Source organism: Acinetobacter sp. 778_lipA (genome assembly GCF_058242985.1).
In genome coordinates, this window is sequence record NZ_JBZAYT010000003.1 from 46929 (window position 1) to 62858 (window position 15930).

The following is a 15930-nucleotide window of genomic DNA, read 5'->3' on the forward strand; positions in this document are numbered from 1 at the left end:
TATGACTGATGCTCTGTATGCATGGTTGAATTCGTAGTCGCGATGAATTAAATACTGTATTCAGACTATCATCAAATAAAAAATATTTTGTATAAAAAACCGCCTTTATTGGCGGTTTTTTGTTATTTTAAGTGTCAATTAGTCAACAACTATTTAGTTGCTAAATAATCCTCACAATCTGCATTTGGCTGTAACGATAACTTAACATGCCCAAAACATGATACATATAATATATAGAAAACTATTCAAGGAGTAAGTGGGAAATGGCGTATTATGGTGATAGCGACGCTCAGGAAACACAAGAATGGCAAGACGCCTTTGATTCAGTGCTCCAGCATATGGGCACTGATCGTGCTGCGTTTTTATTAGAAAAATTATATCAACAAGCAATTTCGAAGCATGTACCTATTCAGCGTCTAAATACCCCTTATTTAAATACCATTCCAGTAGAAGAATCTCCAGCGATGCCAGGCGACCAAGATATGGAGCGTCGTATTAGAGCATTAATTCGTTGGAATGCTTTGGCAATGGTTTTACGTGCCAATAAAACAGGTGATGACTTAGGTGGTCACTTGGCAAGTTTCGCGTCTTCAGCGACCCTATATGATGTCGGTTTTAATCATTTCTTCCGTGCCAATAGCGATAGCTTTGGTGGCGATATGATCTATTACCAAGGTCATTGTGCACCAGGTATTTACGCACGTTCATTTTTAGAAGGTCGTTTGACCGAAGATCAGTTGAGTAATTTCCGTCGTGAAGTGGGTGGTCAGGGACTTTCAAGTTACCCGCATCCTTATTTAATGCCTGATTATTGGCAGTTTCCAACCGTATCGATGGGCCTTGGTCCAATCATGTCAATTTATCAAGCACATATTCAAAAATACTTGATGAATCGTGGTTTGATTAAAGAAGAGAACCGTAAGGTTTGGGCGTATCTTGGCGATGGTGAAATGGATGAACCAGAAAGTTTAGGTGCAATCTCGCTTGCGGGTCGTGAAAAATTAGACAATTTAATCTGGGTAGTGAACTGTAACTTACAGCGTCTAGATGGTCCAGTTCGTGGTAATGGTAAAATTATCCAAGAGCTGGAGTCACTATTCCGTGGTGCAGGTTGGCGTGTGATTAAAGTCGTATGGGGTCGTCATTGGGATCCTTTGCTTGACAAAGATACATCAGGTGCTTTGAAAGCCCGTATGGATGAAACGCTAGATGGTGAATACCAACGCTACCAAGTAAAAGGTGGTGCTTATACCCGTGAAAAATTCTTTGGTAAATACCCAGAAGCGGCGGAATTGGTAAAAGGCTTAAGCGATGAAGATATTGATAATCTGAATCGCGGTGGTCATGACCCATACAAAGTATATGCTGCGTATGCCGCAGCAATGACCAGCAATGGTCAACCGACTGTAATCTTGGCGAAAACTGTCAAAGGTTATGGTTTGTCTGACGAAATTGAAGCTGTCAACAAAACCCACCAAATCAAGAAAATGCAACACGATTCATTGAAATATGTACGTGACCGTTTTAATTTACCATTCTCTGATGAGCAACTCGAAGAGCTTCCATTTTATCGTCCAGGTGAAAACTCACCTGAATTGAAATATATGAAAGCACGTCGTGAAGCTTTAGGTGGTTATTTGCCTGCACGTCGTAAAGACAGCGAAGTATTGGCGATTCCTGAGATTTCAGTATTTGATGGTGTACTTAAAGGCAGTGGTGGTAAAGAGCAATCAACTACGATGGTTATGGTGCGCTTGATTGCAGCTTTGTTAAAAGAAAAAGCCATTAAAGATCGTGTTGTGCCTATCGTGCCTGATGAAGCACGTACTTTCGGTTTAGAAGGTATGTTCCGTCAGTTGGGTATCTATGCTGCGCATGGACAAAACTATACCCCAGAAGACCAAGAACAGCTCATGAACTATCGTGAAGCAAAAGATGGTCACATGTTGCAAGAAGGGATCAATGAAGCAGGTGCAATGAGCGCTTGGTCAGCATTGGGTACCAGTTATTCAACCAATAACTTACCAATGATTCCGATGTATATGTATTACTCAATGTTTGGTTTCCAACGTATTGGGGATATTGCATGGGCAGCAGGTGACTCTCAGGCACAAGGCTTCTTGTGTGGTGCAACAGCTGGTCGTACAACATTAAATGGTGAAGGTTTACAACACCAAGATGGTCATTCTCATATCTTGGCAGGTACGATTCCAAACTGTGTAGCTTATGATCCTTGCTTTGGTTATGAGTTAGCCGTGATTGTGCATGATGGTTTACAACGTATGTATGTGAATCAGGAACGTGTGTTCTACTACTTGACTCTCATGAATGAAAATTATGATCAACCGGCATTGCCTGAAGGTGCTGAAGAAGGCATCAAACGTGGTATGTACTTGTTCAATAAAGATGAAAAAGCCACAGTTCAGTTATTGGGTTCAGGCGTGATTCTGCGTGAAGTGATTAAAGCTGGGCAAATTTTACGTGATGAATACCAAATCCATTCCAATGTATGGAGTGTAACAAGCTTTAATGAGTTGGCACGTGATGGTATGGCTGTTGAAGAATACAATCGCCTGCATCCACTTGAAGACGGTAAAGAGTCTTGGGTTTCTCAGCAATTACGTGACACGGATGGTATTGTTGTTTCAGCAACAGATCATATGCGTGCGTATAGCGAACAGATCCGCGCTTACCTTCCAGATAGCCGTCCATACGTAACTTTAGGTACAGATGGTTATGGCCGTTCAGATACACGCAGTAATTTACGTAGTTACTTTGGTGTAGATGCAGCACATATTGTGGTTGCAACATTGAAAAAACTTGCAGATGAAGGTGAAGTTGATCCACGATTAGTCAAAGATGCAATCTCTTCATTTGAACTTGATGTTGATCGTCCAGTTGCATGGTTACCGCAAGCGCATCCATCTGTACAAGAAGTTGCTGCTTATACTGAAGTGACAGAGGAGAAATAATGATGCAAGTTAAAACTCCTGATATTGGCGTTGATAAGGCCACTGTTGCAGAAATCTTGGTGAAAGTAGGGGATACCATCGCTGTTGATGACAGTATCGTTCTACTTGAGTCAGACAAAGCCTCTGTTGAAGTGCCAAGCACTTCAGCAGGTGTGGTTAAAAGTATTGCCGTTACGGAAGGTGATGAAGTTTCAGAAGGTGCTGTATTGATCGAAGTTGAATCTGCGGATGCAACAGAGACAGAAACACCCGCACAGCCTGCTCAAGAAGCTGCAAAAACTGAACCTGCTGTAGAAACTAAAGTTGAATCTGTGGCGCCTGCTGCATCTGCGACAGCTTCATCTCAAACAGTTGAAGTTCAAGTGCCAGATATTGGTGTTGAAAAAGCTTTGGTCGGCGAAGTTCTGGTTAAAGTGGGCGACGAAATTGCGGTAGATGACAGTATCGTTGTAGTGGAATCGGATAAAGCAACGGTTGAAGTTCCAAGTACCGTTGCCGGCACGGTTGAAAGTGTTGTGGTTAAAGAAGGCGATAATGTTAAAGAGGGTGTGGTGCTGATTACAGTGAAAACTGTAGGCGCTGCAACGACTTCATCGGCAGCGCCTGCTGAAGCACCTCAACAAACATCAGCAACACCGACTCAAACTGCTGCACCAGAAGCATCAGCGCCAGCCCAATCGGGTAAAGTTGAAGTTGCTGTTCCTGATCTTGGTGTAGATAAGGCAACAATTTCTGAAATCTTGGTGAGCGTAGGCGATCAAGTTGAAAAAGACCAAAGCCTTTGCGTTGCGGAGTCAGATAAAGCCTCTGTAGAAGTGCCAAGTACGGTTGCAGGTACGGTGACGGCGATCCATGTGGAATTGAATCAGTCTGTGAGTCAGGGCACTGCTTTGGTGACGATTGAAGCACAAGGTCAAACTGCACCAGCACCACAAGAAAAGCCAGCTGCTCAAGCAGTACAAACTGCATCAACACCAGTCGCAAAAACGGCAACATCAGCGCCAAAAGCTGAAGTAGCAGTTGCTCAAGCGGGTACTGAAAAGTTATCTAAAGCGCAACAAGCTGAAAATGCTAAAGTTTACGCTGGTCCTGCAGTGCGTAAGCTTGCGCGTGAACTGGGTGTGGTTTTATCACAAGTCGAGGCCTCTGGCCCTCATGAACGTGTGATGAAGGATGATGTTTTTGCTTTTGTTAAAGCCAAATTGACTGCTCCACAAGCAGCAGCTCAAACATCTGCTACGCCAGTCGTTTCAGGTTTGCCTGCATTACCAGATTTCAGTGCATTTGGTGGTAGTGAAATTGCGCCAATGACGCGTTTACAGCAAGTGTCTGTACCGCAATTGTCATTAAATAATTTTATTCCACAAGTGACACAATTTGATTTAGCCGATATTACTGAGCTAGAAGCTTGGCGCAGTGAGCTAAAAGGGAAATTTAAGCAAGATGGTATTAGCTTAACGATCCTTGCCTTTATTGCAAAAGCGGTGGCGTTCCTACTCAAAGAAGAGCCTTATTTCGCGGGTCACTTGGCAGATGATCAAAAGTCTGTGCTGTTGCGCAAAGAAATTCATATGGGCATCGCTGTGGCGACACCAGATGGTTTAACTGTTCCAGTATTGCGTAATCCTGATCAAAAATCGATTAAGCAAATTGCTATTGAATTGGGAGAGCTGAGTAAGAAAGCACGTGATAAGAAACTTTCTCCGAAGGACTTACAAGGTGCAAACTTTACCATTACCAGCCTAGGTTCAATTGGCGGTACTGCATTTACACCATTGGTGAACTGGCCTCAAGTTGCGATTTTGGGTATTTCACCTGCAACGATGCAACCAGTATGGAATGGCTCAGGCTTTGATCCAAAACTGATGTTGCCATTGTCATTGTCTTATGACCATCGTGTGATTAATGGTGCAGATGCTGCGCGATTTACCAATAAATTGACCAAGTTGTTATCAGATATTCGTAACATCTTGCTTTAAGTTTTAAATCATAGAAGACCTCGCTTTAGGCGAGGTTTTTTATGCATCTAATTTTGTTTTATCAATAATTTTCGAACCTGCTTTAAAGTTATCATTCAATATCGTCAATCTGTCAAAAAACTCAGGCACAAGAATATAATTTCTCTTAATTAATATTTTTTATTAAATCAATTATATGAAAAACCAATTATCTGATTATAAAAAAGCGTGCAATGCCACACCTTACATTCAAAGTTTAAATACTATTGCGTAGGCGATGCTTCACTTTTGGTAGGGGGATGTCAAACCTTGCGCTGCAAACAAAGCTATGCTTTGTTTTTGCTCATGTAGGGTGAGGGATACGTCCGTCCTGTACCCCCGGCCAACGGCGACATTCATGTCGCCCCACAATAGGATAACCATCTAGGGTTCAAAATTAGTGAGGAACGAAATTGAATTTATTCTATGCGGGTATTAAAAATGCTTCGGTACGATATTTTTTGAAGTTTATCTAAGCCTTAAATTTTTTAATTTTTAAAAATTGAAAATGATCGATAAAGCGTTGTAGAATAGCTGTACTTCATTGGGGAGTAGCCGCTGTTTGTCATCTGCGAGATGATAAATGGGTGATGATCAACATAATTACTCAACAGAGTATGGTCATCATAGCAAAGAACCAATTTAGCTGAAGGTGTTTACTCAGCTATCTTTTGTTGGCAAGACCTTTGATTTATCACTCCGCGTTGAATAGGCAACTATTCATATTGGCTAGCAGGAGGGATAAGTCATCGGTAAATATTGCTAGCCAGAGACTTTGAAATGTTAAATGCCTTCCTCATCTCTTTAGTGGTTGTCGCTTTATCCGAAATGGGCGATAAAACACAACTACTCGCATTACTTCTTGCTGCACGTTTTCGTAAACCTATTCCGATTTTAATTGCAATTTTATTGGCAACTATTGTCAATCATGGTGTATCGGCTGTGCTTGGTCAGTGGATTACCACGGTCCTTAGCCCGACAGTTTTACTTTGGATTGTATCACTTGGCTTTATTGGTATGGCTGGGTGGATGCTGATTCCAGATGAATTGGATGATGAATCTGAAAGTATTAATAAATGGCAAAAATATGGGGTCTTTGGTGCAACCTTTGTATTATTCTTCCTTGCAGAAATTGGCGATAAAACTCAAATCGCCACAGTGGCACTTGCTGCACGCTTTGACAGCATCGGTTGGGTAACCCTAGGGACCACATTGGGGATTATGTTGGTCAATGCACCTGCTGTATTTATTGGCAATAAATTGGCGGATAAATTACCTATTGCGTTGATTCATAAAATTGGAGCTGCAATCTTCTTTATTATTGGTGTCGCGGCTTTAGTTCAGCATTACTTTTTTTAAGCTCAATTCTCCTAGCTGATTGAACATCAATAAAGTCATCTATTTTTAAAGCTGAAAACCCAACTTAATGTTGGGTTTTTTACTATTTTGAGAATGATGACACAAATAATCTTTAAACTTAGGTTGTAGATTTATTGTAACTTTGAAGAAAACCTTATATGTTGTATGGGATAACTAAAGATTTATTTTAAAAAAGGTTTTGGGGTTTCTGGTATGGCTTTAGATCGCACCACATCGCAAGTTTTGTTTGATAATGGCACTCATAAATGTATAAGTTTTACCAGTTTGGTGAAAGGTGAAGGTGTACAAGCCAATCAGTTTCTTATTTTAAATAATGAACGTGCAGCAGTATTAGATCCCGGCGGTGATTTGACCTATGTGCCACTGACCATGGAGCTTAATAAATACACCCGATTACAAAATCTAGACTATGTCATGGCATCTCACCAAGATCCCGACATCATTACTTCTATGCCACGTTGGTTGGTCTATACCGATGCCAAAGTGGTCGCATCTAAATTATGGGCACGCTTTTTACCTCATTTAAATTCCGCATTTATGAGTGATCGTATGAAAGGGGGCTGGTTAGAGCGTCTGATCGAATTGCCTGACCAAGGAGGCTCTATTCCATTGGGAGAAACACGCATTATCGTAGTTCCTGCGCATTTCCTACATTCCGTTGGAAATTTCCAGTTTTACGATCCAATTTCAAAAATTTTATTCTCAGGTGATATGGGGGCATCGATTGTTGATGATGCATCGAAACCAATTGAAGATTTTGCAATGCACATTCCAACCATGCATGGTTTTCATCAGCGCTATATGTGTACCAATCGGGTGATCCGTTTATGGGTGAAAATGGTACGTCAAATGGATATTGAAATGATTGTGCCACAACATGGTAAGCCGTTTATTGGTAAAGAGATGATTCATCAGTTTTTAGACTGGATCGAAAATTTACAATGTGGTGTCGATTTGATGGATGAGTCCGTGTTTACCTGTCCGCAATAAAAAATTCAAAAAATATATTGAGTTTGAGTGCGACTTTTTTTAGGATTTTCTTGCCAAAATTTTAAATTGATAACGAGAATCTTAAAAAAATGTTGTTACAAATATCAGCACAGGATGCGTGCTTAAGTTGCGGGGCGTGTTGCGCCTTTTTCCGAGTCTCATTTTATTGGGCAGAAGGAGAAGCCATGCCAGCAGATTATGTCGAACCTTTGACAGCAGTGTATTCTTGTATGCAGGGCACCAATCAAAAGCAACCGCGTTGTGTGGCATTAAAAGGTGAGATTGGACAGCAAGTCAGCTGTAGTATGTATGAACAACGGAGTTCTTCATGCAAACAGGTACATGCTGGTGATTCTCAATGTGCAAAAGCAAGACAAGGCTATGGTTTGATTCCGCTGATCGAAATCGAGGTTGCTACCCCCAGCAATGATGAAGACTTTGATCAGGTATGTTAAAACTTAAGTGGAAAAATTTAGGATAGAAGAATGTTTATATTCAGTATTCTACGTGGTAAAGAGTGGATTAATCTGAATAATCAACCAGTGTAAAAGTCAGCTGTTGCGCTGTTAAATACTGTCGAGCTCCTCCCACACAGCTGCGCTTGAATATGGACAAATATATAGTCCATCCTGTTGAAAAAGCATCATCAAATGGGGCAAGCTTTTTGGATTTAAGCTATCTTGACTGCGCTACTCAATATAATCATATGTTCAGTAGGGTTTTTGATGAAAGCCTAGCTGTTACTTTAAAAGCAGAGACTGTAAGTCGACACTTTGCTGCAGTGTTAAATCCACTAAAATCTTATATTCAAAGCCTATTTTTATTTCAATAAGATACTGAAAAATAAAGTGAGACTGAGAATAAAAGAAATCCACGTAATAAAAAATGAAAATTGAACGGAAATTTGTATATAATAGCTCACGGAAATTACCAGCGAGACTGTTATGTTGACCATCGTTCAAGAAGCGCTAACCTTCGATGATGTCTTATTACTCCCTGCCTATTCTACTATCCTCCCAAAAGATGTCTCTCTAAAGACACGCCTCACACGCGGCATTCAACTGAACATCCCTATGGTTTCAGCAGCAATGGATACTGTGACTGAGTCACGTATGGCGATTGCAATGGCGCAAAACGGTGGTATTGGTATTTTACATAAAAACATGGATATTTCTGCACAAGCTGCAGAAGTTCGCCGTGTAAAAAAATTCGAAGCGGGAATGGTGAAAGATCCGATTACCGTGACACCTGAAACCACAATTCGTGATTTGATGGCAATTACGCAAGCCAACAATATCAGTGGTGTACCTGTCGTTAAAGATGGCAAAGTGGTTGGAATTGTGACTGGCCGAGATACTCGTTTTGTAACGAACTTGGAACAACCAGTAAGCAATATCATGACAGGACAAGATCGTCTTGTGACTGTTCGTGAAAATGAATCTAAAGAAAATATTCAAGCATTATTGCAAAAACACCGTATTGAAAAAGTATTGGTGGTTGATGAAAGCAATGCATTAAAAGGCTTAATTACTGTTACAGATTTCCGTAAAGCGGAATCTTATCCAAACAGCTGTAAAGATGAGTTAGGTCGTTTACGTGTTGGTGCAGCGGTGGGTACGGGTGCTGAAACTCCAAGCCGTGTTGAAGCTTTGGTTGAAGCCGGGGTCGATGCAATTGTTGTAGATACTGCACATGGTCATTCTGCGGGTGTAATTGAGCGTGTCCGTTGGGTAAAAGCAAACTTCCCTCAAGTTCAAGTCATTGGCGGTAATATTGCAACGGGTGATGCTGCTTTGGCGTTACTTGATGCTGGTGCAGATGCCGTTAAAGTGGGTATTGGTCCTGGTTCAATCTGTACTACACGTATTGTTGCTGGTATTGGTATGCCACAAATCTCTGCAATTGATAGTGTTGCTAATGCATTGAAAGATCAAATTCCATTAATTGCTGATGGCGGTATCCGTTTTTCTGGGGATATGGCGAAAGCGATTGGTGCTGGTGCAAGTACGATTATGGTGGGTTCACTCATGGCAGGTACTGAAGAAGCGCCAGGTGAAGTTGAATTTTTCCAAGGTCGCTATTACAAAGCATACCGTGGTATGGGTTCTTTGGGTGCAATGGCGGGTGCGACGGGTTCTGCAGATCGTTATTTCCAAGACTCAAAAGCGGGCGCTGAGAAGTTGGTACCTGAAGGTATTGAAGGTCGCGTACCGTACAAAGGTCCAATGGGCAATATCGTACATCAAATGATGGGTGGTTTACGTTCATCTATGGGCTATACGGGTTCTGCTACGATTGAAGACTTACGCCAAAATGCAAAATTTGTGAAAATTACTGCCGCAGGTATGCAAGAGTCACATGTGCATGATGTAACGATTACTAAAGAAGCGCCGAACTATCGTGTAGGTTAATCTTTTGTAATATTTTGATTGGAAAAAGCCGTCAGTTTATGACGGCTTTTTTATTTTGGTGTAAAGTAGTAAAAGTTAAAAATTGATTGTTATACAACACATAATAAGTGGGTAAAAAATGAGTTATTTTGGAACAGACGGGATTCGTGGAAAATTTGGTGAACTCCCAATTACCCCAGAATTTGCACTTAAACTCGGATTTGCAGCAGGAAAAGTATTAAAGCAAATTAGCCCTAAATCAAAGCCGATTGTGGTGTTAGGTAAAGATACGCGTTTGTCTGGTTATATTCTTGAAACAGCCTTACAGGCGGGCCTCAATGCAGCTGGTGTTTATGTACACTTGCTTGGGCCACTACCGACCCCTGCAATTGCTCATTTAACCCGTGCATTGCATGCAAATTTAGGTATCGTGATTTCTGCTTCGCATAACCCTTATTTTGATAACGGCATTAAATTCTTCTCAGATGAAGGGAAAAAGCTTCCAGATACCATTCAAGATGCGATTAATCGAGAGCTTGAGAATGATATTGTTATTGAAGACACAGCAAACCTAGGTAAGAGTGTCCGTGTTAAAGATGCCAATGGTCGTTATATCGAATTTTGTAAATCGACATTCCCCTATCATTTCAACTTGCGTCATTTAAAAATTGTGGTGGATTGTGCCAATGGTGCAGCCTATAGCGTAGGCCCAGCAGTATTTCGTGAATTAGGTGCGAAAGTTATTGCACTTTTTAATGAGCCAGATGGTTTAAATATCAATAAGGATTGCGGTTCGACACATCCTGAAAATTTACAAAAAGCAGTGATTGAGCATCAAGCTGATTTAGGCATTGCTTTTGATGGTGATGCTGATCGGGTGGTTTTGGTCGATCGTTTTGGTAACTTGGTTGATGGCGACCATATCCTGTATATTTTAGCGACACAAGCGTCGCAAAAACCAGCAGGTATCGTGGGTACAGTCATGAGTAATATGGCATTAGAGTTAGCACTTGAAAAAGCCAAAGTTCCTTTTGTACGTGCTAAAGTTGGTGATCGCTATGTATTACAAAATTTAGAAGAAAATAACTGGGTGATTGGTGGTGAGCCATCTGGTCATATTCTGACTTTAGATAAGAGTACAACTGGTGATGCAATCATTGCAGCCCTCCAAGTCTTAACTGTATTGGTTGAGCAGAATAAATCTTTAGATGAATTGATAGCAGATTTTAAAACTTTACCTAATGTATTAGTCAATGTACGACTTGAACAAATGTTTGACCCCTTTGCAGTACCGGCATTGGTTGCAGAGTTTGATAAAGTAGAAGCTGCACTTAAAGGACGTGGACGAATTTTAATTCGTAAGTCAGGGACGGAGCCGATCATTCGTGTTATGGTGGAAGGTGATAATCTGCAAGAAGTAACTGATTTGGCAAATCATTTAGCAGATGCTGTTCGTCAAAATGCAGCTTAAAATATTGTATCGTCTGTAGAAGGTTTTGCTTCATGCGTGATGTAATTAAAGACTTAAGTGAGCTTCGTCTGACTTATCAAAAAGGTGAACTACATGAGGAGCAGGTCGATGCTCATCCTCATGAGCAGTTTCTCAATTGGTTTAATTTGGCTTTAGAAGCAAAACTACATGAACCTTATGCAATGTCGTTGGCAACCGCAAATGCACAAGGGCGGCCACATGTACGTACCGTGTTATTACGTGGTGCTACGGAGGCTGGTTATGATTTTTATACCAATTATGACAGTCAAAAAGGCTTAGATTTAGCTGAAAATCCTTATGCAGAATTGCTATTCTATTGGCCTGAGCTTGAGCGACAAGTCCGTGTGGGTGGTCAAGTTCAGAAAATATCTGAACAAGAGTCTACTGATTATTATCATAAACGTCCTCGTGATAGCCAAATTGCAGCGCATATCAGCACACCACAAAGTGGCGTGATTGAAAGTCGGGAACGTTTACAACAGCGTTTTCAAGCGTTGTATGAGCAAGTGGCTGAAAAAAATGAATTGGCTAAACCAGAATTTTGGGGAGGCTATCGTTTAGAGCCGACATATTATGAATTCTGGCAAGGTCGCCCAAATCGCTTACATGATCGCCTCACTTATGAAAAAGTCGCTGGATCTTGGACAATACAACGTTTGATGCCATAAATGCAAAAATTACAAATTAAACAACGACCTTTGATTACACGCCCTGAAAATTTTCAGGGCGTGTTACCCTTTATTGCTGAAATTTTGGCCCGTCGAGGTGTGCAATCTGAACAAGAATTAGATTTGAAACTTAAATATTTACTTGCACCAGAAATGAAAGGTCTAGAACAAGCCATTCAAATTATTGATCAGGCCTTAGACCAACACAAAAAAATAGTGATTGTGGGTGATTATGATGCCGATGGTGCAACCAGTACCGCACTGATGATCTTGGCTTTACGAGAAATGGCCGCCAATGTTGAATACCTCGTTCCAGATCGTTTTAAGTATGGTTATGGCTTAACCCCTAAAATTGCTGATTTGGCTTTTGAAAGATATCAGCCTGATCTATTAATTACAGTCGACAATGGAATTTCTAGTCATGCCGGTGTAGCACAAGCACAATCACATGGGATGCAGGTGATCATTACTGATCATCATTTGACCACAAAAGAGCCCCCTCAGGCTGAAGCGGTTGTCAATCCCAATCAGTTAGGCTGCGAATTTCCGAGTAAGGCTTTAGCTGGTGTCGGAGTCGCATTTTACCTATTAGCAAAGTTAAGTAGCCATCGGGCAAAATTGGGTAAATCTGCCGCAAAAATGCCACAATATTTGGATTTAGTTGCTTTAGGTACCTATGCTGATGTTGCTAGTCTAGATCATAATAATCGTATCTTAGTGGATGCTGGTGTTAAAAGAATTCAGCAAAATCAATGTCGTGCTGGAATCAGTGCCTTATTAGATATTGCCGCGCGTGATCCTGCTGAGTTAAAAGCATCTGATTTAGGTTTTGTGTTAGGCCCGCGTCTTAATGCCGCAGGGCGTATGGAAACCATGGACATAGGTATTGAATGTCTTTTGGCAACCGATATTCAATCAGCTCACACTTTGGCACGCCAACTCAATGATTTAAACTTAGAACGCCGTCAAGTTGAATCGGAGATCAAACAAGAGGCTTTGGCAGAGTTGGAAAATCTACAGCTTGATCAAGACCATTTACCCGCAGCGCTGGTTATGTTTGAAGAGCATTGGCATCAAGGTGTGATTGGTATTGTAGCAGGACGTTTAAAAGAGCAATTTCATCGTCCCAGTATTGTATTTGCGGCAGATAAAGATGGGATTCATATTAAAGGTTCCGCACGTTCAATTGATGGTATTCATATTCGAGACAGTATTGAAAAGGTTGCCGAGCAATATCCTGATTTGATTAGTCATTTTGGTGGGCATGCAGCAGCAGCGGGTTTGACCATTCAAAAGCAACATTTTGAAGAATTTAAACAACGTTTTACTGAGTTGGTTGCTCAATCAGATGATGCACTATTCCAAGCGGTGTTGTGGACGGATGGTGAATTACCTGCTCAGGCATTTCAACTGCAAACTGTAGAGACTTTGGCGCAATTAGGACCGTGGGGGCAAAAGTTTCCTGCACCGGTATTTGAAGGGCGTTTTAAAGTCATCGATTATCGTTGGTTAAAAGAAGTGCATCTGAAATTGCGTTTAGCTTTGGAAAATGGCCAACCGATTGATGCGATTGCCTTTAATGTACGTGATAAATTCAATTTTGATCCCATGCAAGATAGGGTACGTATTGTTTATGAATTGGATAAAAATCAATTTAATGGCAATGTGAGTTTACAGTTAAGAATGCTGCATTTAGAGCAGTAAATTTAGAGATAAAAAACCGCTTATACAAGAGCGGTTTTTTAAAGTTTATCAATAATTAGAAGCGGTAAGCAGCGCGAAGACCGTAAACATTATCATCATCTTCAAAATCAACAGAACCTTCTAAGCTGATTTGTTGAGTAAAGAATTTTTTTGCACGAATTGTAAAGCTGTCTTCATCATTACCATCAGCACGGCTACCTGAATAAGCCAATCCGACACTGAAGGTTTTATCTAAATATAAATCTGTACCTACGCTGTAATCATCGATATCACCAAATTTTGCATCGCCTTCAAAATTCATATCATAGCGACCCACTTGAGTGACATATTTAGCGCGGATAGTTGGATCTATATCATCATTAAAATCATTATCATAGCCTGCTAAACCAACAGCAACCAAAAGACCTGGGATTGGCAAGTAACCGACTTCAGCAGAGTAAGTTGTCGTATCTAAATCATTTACATGATCGGCCTTAGCTGTTGAGCGCCCAATAGCAGCACTTGCATAAAAATCGGTATTTGGAACAAAATATTCAATACCAACACCATATGCTGTTACATCGTAGGCATCATAATCGATATAGCTAATCCCAGCACTTACGTTGCTTGCGCGATCTAGAAAGGCCGCTTCGTTTAATGGGTTGTTTTTAACTTGAACAGGGTTAAAATAATATGTTCCATCAATAGCAAAAGCAGTAGATGTATCCCCTTTATCTGGATCAACAATGCCGAGTGAACCACCAATTTCAGCTTGGTATGCATGTGCAGACCCAAAAGAAGTAGCAAGTAATGCAGCAAATAAAGTTTTCTTAAACATTGTGTGACCCTTTTGTTATAAAAATATTAATTTTTTGTTACAAATCGCATTGTATGTAAATTAAACGCCATGTCAAGACTAAAGATCTGAAAATTAAAAGTTTACTGTCAAAAAGCATAAAAACGAGAAATTGGCTAAAGCTTTAAGCAATCCGGAACAACAATGAAAATAGCCAATAGATGCTATTGAAAGACTTTACCTGTCTTTTTATATCTTAAATTTTTAAGATAAATCGATTTAAAATAATTTAATTGCTTATTTATCAAAATATTAAAATTTATTCTGTAATATAATGTTGTATTAAGACTTATTAAGATATATCTTAATAATTATAAATTGATCAATTTGAGAAAAATAAAGATGAAATTAGAGCGACATATTCATTCACAAAATGACTTTGAGCATCGTGAACAGCATACCGAACGAGGTTATGGTGGACGACGAGGTCGGTTGTTTGAATCAGGTAAAATGAAGCTTTTGGTTTTACATTTGATACAGCAACAGCCAAAACATGGTTATGAAATTATTAAAGCCATCAGTGATCTAGTCGGTGGCGGCTATACTCCAAGTTCGGGCACGATCTATCCAACTCTGACCTATCTTGAAGAAATTGGCTTTCTACATGCTGAAAATACAGAAGGTGATCGTAAGCAATATCACATTACAGATGCTGGAAAATTACATTTAAAAGAGCAGCACGCGCATATCAAACACTTATTAGAGCGTTTGGAAACTCGACGCGAAATTCATGAAAATGACCAATATTTGGATATTCATCGTGCGATGGAAAACTTAAAAACATCATTGCGCTTAAAGCTCAAGGGTAAAGATTTTGATGCCGAGCAAGTTAGACAAGTCGCTGAAAAAATTGATCAAGCCGCAGTAGAAATTGGGCGTTTATAACAATGCAATAACAGGGCAATAGAAGGTTTAGGTGAGACATGAGTAGTGAGATACAACAAAAACTGCGTCAGGCAAATTTAAAAGTGACCCAAGCAAGAGTGATTGTATTCAAAGCACTGTTGGATCAAAAAGCACAACTGACAGCAAAGCAGATTTATCAGCAGTTATATGTACAAAATAAGCAGATCAGTTTATCCACTATATATCGAGTGGTGAGCGATCTAGAGAAAGTCGGTTTGATTACTCAAAATCTGCACGGTAGAGATGAAGTTAAGTATGCTTTACCTTATTTATCCGAAGTGGAGTCACTCAATATCCAATGTGCCGACCTGACCTAGATCAATAAAGCGTCTTTAATCGCCTCAGTGGAGCAGGTTTTTCAAGCGTTTGATATTGATGTTTTGGATATTAAATTTAGTACCACATGAGGGTCTGTTGCCATTTCATAAATGGCTTGCGTTGTAGGTTAAAATTGAGCATGAGACGTATACGTCGTAAAGCATGAAACGAAGAGAATAGCAAGACTATTTTCGAGTTTCATAACGAAGGCTGAGATAATTTTAGCCACAACCCTGAGCAAGAACAAAGCACTGCTTTGTTTGCAACGCAAGGCGCAG

General features: G+C 40.3%; 12 protein-coding genes and 1 riboswitch. Of the genes, 11 read left to right on the top strand and 1 reads right to left on the bottom strand.

Going from position 1 to position 15930, the window contains the following annotated elements; genetic code table 11:
- Positions 1-263: 263 nt before the first annotated feature.
- The 9 genes from aceE to recJ all read left to right on the top strand — a co-directional run bounded on the left by aceE (position 264) and on the right by recJ (position 13593).
- The gene (gene aceE / locus AC4CUY_RS21950; RefSeq protein WP_004818397.1) at positions 264-2972 is read left to right on the top strand and encodes a pyruvate dehydrogenase (acetyl-transferring), homodimeric type; all 2709 of its coding nucleotides are present in this window, start codon (positions 264-266) and stop codon (positions 2970-2972) included.
- Between the two features lie 2 nt (positions 2973-2974).
- Entirely contained in the window at positions 2975-4951 is a 1977-nt protein-coding gene (locus tag AC4CUY_RS21955) for a 2-oxo acid dehydrogenase subunit E2 (RefSeq protein ID WP_419327072.1), read from the top strand.
- A gap of 552 nt (positions 4952-5503) precedes the next feature.
- A riboswitch (yybP-ykoY riboswitch) is annotated at positions 5504-5661 on the top strand.
- A gap of 88 nt (positions 5662-5749) precedes the next feature.
- Positions 5750-6328 (top strand): TMEM165/GDT1 family protein, encoded by a 579-nt coding sequence (locus AC4CUY_RS21960; protein WP_336952447.1) that lies wholly within the window; start codon positions 5750-5752, stop codon positions 6326-6328.
- A 213-nt stretch (positions 6329-6541) separates the two neighbouring features.
- Positions 6542-7339 (top strand): oxygen-binding di-iron domain-containing protein, encoded by a 798-nt coding sequence (locus AC4CUY_RS21965; protein WP_004718609.1) that lies wholly within the window; start codon positions 6542-6544, stop codon positions 7337-7339.
- A gap of 89 nt (positions 7340-7428) precedes the next feature.
- Positions 7429-7794: a YkgJ family cysteine cluster protein gene (locus tag AC4CUY_RS21970; RefSeq protein WP_490774716.1), complete on the top strand. Its 366-nt coding sequence runs from the start codon at positions 7429-7431 to the stop codon at positions 7792-7794.
- 489 nt (positions 7795-8283) lie between these two features.
- Positions 8284-9750, top strand: a complete 1467-nt coding sequence (guaB, locus tag AC4CUY_RS21975) for an IMP dehydrogenase (protein ID WP_004718605.1) — start codon at positions 8284-8286, stop codon at positions 9748-9750.
- A 118-nt stretch (positions 9751-9868) separates the two neighbouring features.
- Positions 9869-11200, top strand: a complete 1332-nt coding sequence (glmM, locus tag AC4CUY_RS21980) for a phosphoglucosamine mutase (protein WP_490774717.1) — start codon at positions 9869-9871, stop codon at positions 11198-11200.
- A 32-nt stretch (positions 11201-11232) separates the two neighbouring features.
- The gene (gene pdxH, locus AC4CUY_RS21985) at positions 11233-11889 is read left to right on the top strand and encodes a pyridoxamine 5'-phosphate oxidase (protein ID WP_336952442.1); all 657 of its coding nucleotides are present in this window, start codon (positions 11233-11235) and stop codon (positions 11887-11889) included.
- Positions 11890-13593 carry a single-stranded-DNA-specific exonuclease RecJ gene (gene recJ, locus AC4CUY_RS21990; RefSeq protein ID WP_336952440.1) on the top strand — a complete coding sequence of 568 codons (1704 nt, stop codon included), beginning with the start codon at positions 11890-11892 and terminating at the stop codon, positions 13591-13593.
- Positions 13594-13648: 55 nt separating this feature from the next.
- Here the strand turns inward: recJ and AC4CUY_RS21995 are convergent, their stop codons facing one another.
- Positions 13649-14410: a putative porin gene (locus tag AC4CUY_RS21995; RefSeq protein WP_490774718.1), complete on the bottom strand. Its 762-nt coding sequence runs from the start codon at positions 14408-14410 to the stop codon at positions 13649-13651.
- Positions 14411-14770: 360 nt separating this feature from the next.
- Between AC4CUY_RS21995 and AC4CUY_RS22000 the strand changes: the two genes are divergently transcribed.
- Positions 14771-15313, top strand: coding sequence for a PadR family transcriptional regulator (locus AC4CUY_RS22000; protein ID WP_336952436.1), 543 nt, complete (start codon positions 14771-14773; stop codon positions 15311-15313).
- A gap of 38 nt (positions 15314-15351) precedes the next feature.
- The gene (locus tag AC4CUY_RS22005) at positions 15352-15651 is read left to right on the top strand and encodes a Fur family transcriptional regulator (protein ID WP_490774719.1); all 300 of its coding nucleotides are present in this window, start codon (positions 15352-15354) and stop codon (positions 15649-15651) included.
- The last annotated feature ends 279 nt before the right edge of the window (positions 15652-15930 follow it).

Excerpts from the sequence above, each read along its gene's own strand:
- aceE (WP_004818397.1), top strand. The coding sequence starts at position 264 with ATGGCGTATTATGGTGATAGCGACGCTCAGGAAACACAAGAATGGCAA.
- AC4CUY_RS21955 (WP_419327072.1), top strand. The coding sequence starts at position 2,975 with ATGCAAGTTAAAACTCCTGATATTGGCGTTGATAAGGCCACTGTTGCA.
- AC4CUY_RS21960 (WP_336952447.1), top strand. The coding sequence starts at position 5,750 with ATGTTAAATGCCTTCCTCATCTCTTTAGTGGTTGTCGCTTTATCCGAA.
- AC4CUY_RS21965 (WP_004718609.1), top strand. The coding sequence starts at position 6,542 with ATGGCTTTAGATCGCACCACATCGCAAGTTTTGTTTGATAATGGCACT.
- AC4CUY_RS21970 (WP_490774716.1), top strand. The coding sequence starts at position 7,429 with ATGTTGTTACAAATATCAGCACAGGATGCGTGCTTAAGTTGCGGGGCG.
- guaB (WP_004718605.1), top strand. The coding sequence starts at position 8,284 with ATGTTGACCATCGTTCAAGAAGCGCTAACCTTCGATGATGTCTTATTA.
- glmM (WP_490774717.1), top strand. The coding sequence starts at position 9,869 with ATGAGTTATTTTGGAACAGACGGGATTCGTGGAAAATTTGGTGAACTC.
- pdxH (WP_336952442.1), top strand. The coding sequence starts at position 11,233 with ATGCGTGATGTAATTAAAGACTTAAGTGAGCTTCGTCTGACTTATCAA.
- recJ (WP_336952440.1), top strand. The coding sequence starts at position 11,890 with ATGCAAAAATTACAAATTAAACAACGACCTTTGATTACACGCCCTGAA.
- AC4CUY_RS21995 (WP_490774718.1), bottom strand. The coding sequence starts at position 14,410 with ATGTTTAAGAAAACTTTATTTGCTGCATTACTTGCTACTTCTTTTGGG.
- AC4CUY_RS22000 (WP_336952436.1), top strand. The coding sequence starts at position 14,771 with ATGAAATTAGAGCGACATATTCATTCACAAAATGACTTTGAGCATCGT.
- AC4CUY_RS22005 (WP_490774719.1), top strand. The coding sequence starts at position 15,352 with ATGAGTAGTGAGATACAACAAAAACTGCGTCAGGCAAATTTAAAAGTG.